We start from the raw sequence: 5,189 nt of genomic DNA, 5'->3' as shown, positions 1-5,189 counted from the left end.
TCATGGGGGACTGGGCAAACCGACGACTCCGGCCATGGCGATCGGCTTGTGCAATCGCTTGCTATCCACCCAGGAACTCCTCTGCCTGAGAGGGTTTCAAAGTATCTCCTGTTAACAGACCAGTGCCATTGATTCTCAAGTACAAGTTTCAATAACATTGCACAGTTTGGGATTTATTTACCTCAAATTGGGGCAGTACGCCACAGCGCTCGATTATTACCAGCGTTCTCTAGACATTGATGTGGCTAATGGCAGTGTTGGTGGCCAAGCTTTAACACTGAACAGCATGGCAGGTGTCTACCATCGTCAGCAGCAATATGACCAAGCGATTGACTACAACCAGCAAGCCTTGGCCATTCACCAAGATGCTGGTAATTTGCTAGGTCAGGTGCGTGCTCTAGATAATCTTGGTATTGTCTATGCACGTCAGGGCAACTATGAGCAGGCATTGGCCACTTACCAAGAAGCCCTGGATCTAGTCTCTGATATGGATGCCAGATTTTTGCAAGCCTCGGTGCTGGGCGGTCTGGGGCTAACCTATGGAGGCTTGGACGATACCGAGCAAGCCATGGACTATTTTGAGCAGGCGCTGGCCATACATCGCCATATTGGTAACCCCTCTGGCGAGGCGCTGGTGCTAGCCGATATTGGCAAAGTACTGGCCCAGAGCAACCAACCAGAACTAGCGATCGCCTTCTATAAACAATCTGTCAACACCCGCGAAGGCATCCGGGTGGGTTTGCAAGGGCTAGATCAATCGCTCCAGCAGTCTTATGTTGACACGGTCGCCGACACCTATCGTGAACTAGCTGACTTACTCTTGCAGCAAGATCGAGTGCTAGAAGCCCAGCGGGTGCTCGACCTGCTCAAGGTGCAAGAACTTGACGACTCCTTGCGGGGCGTCCGAAGCAGCGCTGACACCAGCAGCGGTGTTGCCTTTTGGCATGTTGAATCCGACCTGTTGGCCCTCTACGAACAGGTTATCGCCGACAGCGATGAACTCACCCAACTGGAAGACCTCGGTAAAGACCTCGGTTACGACAACCTTAGCCCAGAGCAGCAGCAACGCCTCACCACCCTGCGCCAGCGCTACAGCGATGTGCAAAGCCGCTTCATTGCCTTTCTCGACCTGCCCGAAGTTTCAGAGCTGCTGAGCCAGATTAGCCAGCAAACCCGGCGGCAAAACCTCGATATCGAGACCGAGTACCAAACCCTGCAAGCCGAGCTGCGTACTCTGCCCCAAGAGACGGCGCTACTCTACCCGCTGATTTTGCCCGATCGCCTCGAACTTGTCCTGGTCACCGCTGACGGGCCACCCCTGCGCTACCCCATCAATGTCAAAGGCGAAGACTTGAACCGAGCGATTGTGGCCTTTGGCCAGGCTCTAAAAGACCCCAACAGCGACATTCAACCCCTAGCCCAGCAGCTCTACACCTGGCTGGTGGCCCCCCTAGAGCAAACCTTGGAGCAGGCGGGCATTGAGTCCATTCTCTACTCCCCCGATGGTGCCCTGCGCTATGTACCCCTGGCGGCTCTACACGATGGGGAGCAGTACCTGAACCAGCGTTTTAGCCTCAGCAACATTGTCGCCGTCTCTGTTAGCAAAATTGGTGAGGTGCCTGATGTTGATCGGCGGCGCTTGCTGGCGGCGGCCTGCGCCCAGTGCAGCTTTACCTTTACCGTGGGCGAAACCACCTTTTCATTTGATGATTTGCCCTTTACCGAAACCGAAGTCAACGCCCTGGCGGAGCAGATGCCCAATACCAGCGTGCTGCTCAACCAGGGCTTTAGCCGCCCCGAGCTAGAAAATCGCCTGGGTAGCTATAGCATTATTCATTTGGCCACCCATGGCGCAATGGTTGAAAACCAGCCCAGCCAGTCCTTTATCGTGTTGGGCAGCGAGGAAACCGTGAGCATAGAAACAATTCGCAGCAGATGGAGGCTGAACCATGCGGAGCTGGTAGTGCTAAGCGCCTGTGAAACCGCCGTAGGCAGCCCGGAATTGGGTAGCGGGGTGGAAATTCTGGGTCTGGGCTACCAGATTCAGCAGGCGGGTGCCCAGGCGGTGTTGGCCTCGCTGTGGAAGGTGAGCGACCAGGGCACCCAGGTGCTGATGACCGCTTTTTACGACGCCCTAGGCCAGGGTATGACCAAAGCTGAGGCGCTGCAAGCGGCCCAGACTGCGCTAATCACCGGAGATTTCTCGGCGGTCGGGGGGCAGCGGGCCACCATAGAGCTGATCAGCACCCAGACAGGACAGCCTCTGGTAGCAGGCGGCTCCCTAGCCCACCCCTACTACTGGGCACCCTTCATTCTGATTGGCAATGGATTGTAACCATGACCATTCGCTCAACTGGTTTTGACTATGCTGTTTTGTTTATGGCCATCCTGCTGGGGTGGCCGCTGACGCTGATCAATATTCCACTGCTGTTTGGTATTTGCCTGGGTATCAACAGCCTTATTTTGGCTGTTGTTGTCTATGCCACCAGCAGCCCCAGGGTGAGCTTTTGGAAAGGGCTGCGGCTGTTGCCCAATCGCTACATGAGCGGCTGTGTCAACATTACTATTCTCTATATCTTTTTTGTGCTGGCCTACCACTATTTCTGGACTGTAGGGGCCGTGGCATTGCGGCTGCATTTAGGGCGATCGCACACCCAAACCTGGTGGGTCAATCACATTTGCCACCATACTCAGCTTAACCGTCAAGAGTTAGAACGGTTAAGGTTTTCAGCCTGGCCCGGTTCGCCAAGGCGGTTGGGCCTACAGGTGCTGGCCTACGGCCTCCTGACTCTGGCCATTTCGGCAGTTACCTTTTTCATCTTTGCTCGATAGTGCGTCTCTCGCGGTTAACCCCAGGCTGAGAATAAGTTTTGAAGTCGTAGATATAGGTCAAGGTGAACACAGGCCACTAGGGCACAACTAGAGGTTCCCAATGAAAATTCCCCCCGCCCGATTTAGGCAAGGTGATGTGCTGCTGATCGCCGCATCGCCGGTTAACAACAACCCAGGCACCAAGCAATCCCACGTAGTACTGGCCCACGGCGAAGCCAGCGGCCACCGGCACCAGATTACCGAAGGCCAGGCTGAGCTATACGAAAAAGACGGCACTATGTTTCTCTATGTGCTATCTGAAACAGCGCTGCTCACCCACGAAGAACATGCCCCCATCGCCATTCCCCAGGGCACCTGGATCGTATGCCTGCAGAGGGAATATAACCCTGAGCCGCTGACCGGGGGATGGAGCTATGTCGAAGATTAACACTCTGACCTATGAAGAAGCCAAGGCGCTCACCCAGCCCTACGTAGAAAAGTGGCAGGCGATATTTTCGCAGCGACTCGATCGCAACCGGGCTGCGGCTACGGTAGCCAATCTCTATCAACGACTGGGCTATTCACCGCCCCAGGTGGTGTTTTTACCCAGCCCTTTCGCCATCGGACTGGTCACGCTAGCGTTGTTTGACGATGCAGCGCTGTCAGAGCAGACGCTGCACGATGAGTTTCTGGCCCTGCGCGATCGCGATCAGCAAAACCTCTGCGAGGCTCTATTTTGGCAGGTGTGCGGCTCTGACCCAACCCAGAAAGACAGCCGGGACTGGTTTTTTGTCGATTGCTTAGCGGGGCAGCTCTCCGATAATTTATACATACTGTACGAGAAAGAAAGTGGTTACCAAGACCCCTACTACAGCCGTCCCCTGACATCGCTAGAAATCACCGAAGATTACCTGATGGGAAAACAGCCCAGATCTCACCGCAAGCTCGGCGATCGCAACCTCTGGCATTTTCCGCCACCCGAGGGGGAGGGCCAAATCTATGACCAGCGGGAGCGTCGCTACCTCTCCGAGAGTCTGTACCGTCAGCTGCGGGTGGAGGTCAGTCTGTCGTCGGTCTTCAGTCGGGGGCAATCGTCCTTCCCCCAGGCCCTCTGGTATCCCCCAATTGCCAGGGCCGCTGCCTACGACTTTGCCACCTCCATTGGGTTTCAACCCGATCCAGCGGTGCTTGGCTCCGTTTTAGAGAGCGCCTTAGGGTTGGGCTTTATCAGCCCCTTTCGTGAGATTTGTCTGGTCTGCAATCGCCCCCAGTTTCGCGACGACCCAGACGGTGCGCTGCACAGCATGGGTGAACCAGCCATTTATTTCCCTGATGGCTACGGCAACTACGCGGTATACCACGGTATTCAACTGCCCCATCGATATCACCGACTACCCGTCAGCCAGTGGCAGTCTCAATGGGTTCTGGAGGAGCGCAATGCCGAAATTCGGCGCATTTTGATCCAGGAAATTGGCTATGCCCGCCTGTGTGAGGAACTCCAGGCCGAAGTGCTCGACACCTGGCGAGAATACACCTTGCTGAGGCTACCCATTTGGGACGACCTAAGCGGCCCAGTGGCGATCTGGTACGGACCAAACGGTTTCAGCGAAGGGATAGAAGCCACCTACTTACTCAAAATGACCTGCCCCAGCACCCAGGCCATCTATGTGCTGCGGGTGCCACCTAAACTGCGCTCCGCCCGCGAGGCCGCCACCTGGATCAACTGGGGTACCGATCCTGACTGGTTTACTACTGAAACGTAGATGAGGTCGCTATGCAAGTTTACGTCAGCAGCAAGGATTTCTTTATTGATGGCGATCGTGCTGGCCACGAAGCCAACGATAGCCAACGCTACAAAGCCCTGCTCACCCACTGGGCTCAGGCGATTCAATCGCTCAATGAGGATGGTGAGGCGGCAGCCATCCCCATCGACAGTGAGTATAACGGCATAGCCACGTTTGTGTTGGCGCTGACGGCGATCAAGCAGGGCGATCGCGTTGTGGTGCGATCGCTCTGGGTACTCGACGACTGGTTTGATTGGAATACGGCCTGGGTCATGAGTTCGCAGGACAACGATGGGGAACTACGCTTCTGGCTGGCCAAAAAATCCTTTGCCACTACAGGCATTTTTGGCGAGTACAACCTTCACGAGTTAGTAAGTGGTTTACTGAATGCCAAAGAGATTTGAGTTATCTTCCCAGCCAGGGTTTTTGCCCAGTCTCGTAATACAAATTGTATTGCCGTGCGATTGGGCTGGTTGACTGACAAAACTAATCAGCGCCATAGCAGTACGTGTGTATTTTGAACTCGATTCGATAGGTGCGCTGCTCATGCTGTTTCCGAGACGCCATAGCGGGTTCAGGATCGCGGTTATGAGT

General features: G+C 55.1%; 6 protein-coding genes. 5 read left to right on the top strand and 1 reads right to left on the bottom strand.

Annotated elements, in window-relative coordinates; genetic code table 11:
• Positions 1 to 157 precede the first annotated feature (157 nt).
• The 5 genes from ACQ4N7_RS29895 to ACQ4N7_RS29875 all read left to right on the top strand — a co-directional run bounded on the left by ACQ4N7_RS29895 (position 158) and on the right by ACQ4N7_RS29875 (position 4,999).
• Complete coding sequence (locus tag ACQ4N7_RS29895) at positions 158 to 2,335, top strand: CHAT domain-containing protein (RefSeq protein WP_430715063.1); 2,178 nt, start codon at positions 158 to 160, stop codon at positions 2,333 to 2,335.
• A gap of 2 nt (positions 2,336 to 2,337) precedes the next feature.
• Positions 2,338 to 2,832, top strand: a complete 495-nt coding sequence (locus tag ACQ4N7_RS29890; protein WP_430715062.1) for a hypothetical protein — start codon at positions 2,338 to 2,340, stop codon at positions 2,830 to 2,832.
• 100 nt (positions 2,833 to 2,932) lie between these two features.
• Complete coding sequence (locus ACQ4N7_RS29885; RefSeq protein ID WP_430715061.1) at positions 2,933 to 3,259, top strand: hypothetical protein; 327 nt, start codon at positions 2,933 to 2,935, stop codon at positions 3,257 to 3,259.
• Positions 3,246 to 4,574, top strand: coding sequence for a DUF6745 domain-containing protein (locus tag ACQ4N7_RS29880; RefSeq protein WP_430715060.1), 1,329 nt, complete (start codon positions 3,246 to 3,248; stop codon positions 4,572 to 4,574). The genes ACQ4N7_RS29885 and ACQ4N7_RS29880 overlap by 14 nt, the downstream gene beginning before the upstream one ends.
• Before the next feature lie 11 nt (positions 4,575 to 4,585).
• A complete protein-coding gene (locus tag ACQ4N7_RS29875; RefSeq protein WP_430715059.1) occupies positions 4,586 to 4,999 on the top strand; it encodes a hypothetical protein in 414 nt (137 codons plus the stop codon).
• Here ACQ4N7_RS29875 and ACQ4N7_RS29870 read toward each other — a convergent pair.
• Positions 4,976 to 5,189, bottom strand: a 214-nt coding sequence (locus ACQ4N7_RS29870) for a hypothetical protein (RefSeq protein ID WP_430715058.1), incomplete at its 5' end; no start/stop codon positions are given. The genes ACQ4N7_RS29875 and ACQ4N7_RS29870 overlap by 24 nt on opposite strands.

Source organism: Nodosilinea sp. AN01ver1 (genome assembly GCF_050565655.1).
In the GTDB taxonomy this organism is placed as follows: Bacteria; Cyanobacteriota; Cyanobacteriia; order Phormidesmidales; family Phormidesmidaceae; genus Nodosilinea.
The sequence above is the reverse complement of the archived record's forward strand: the minus strand, read 5'-3'. Positions and strand labels throughout refer to the sequence as shown.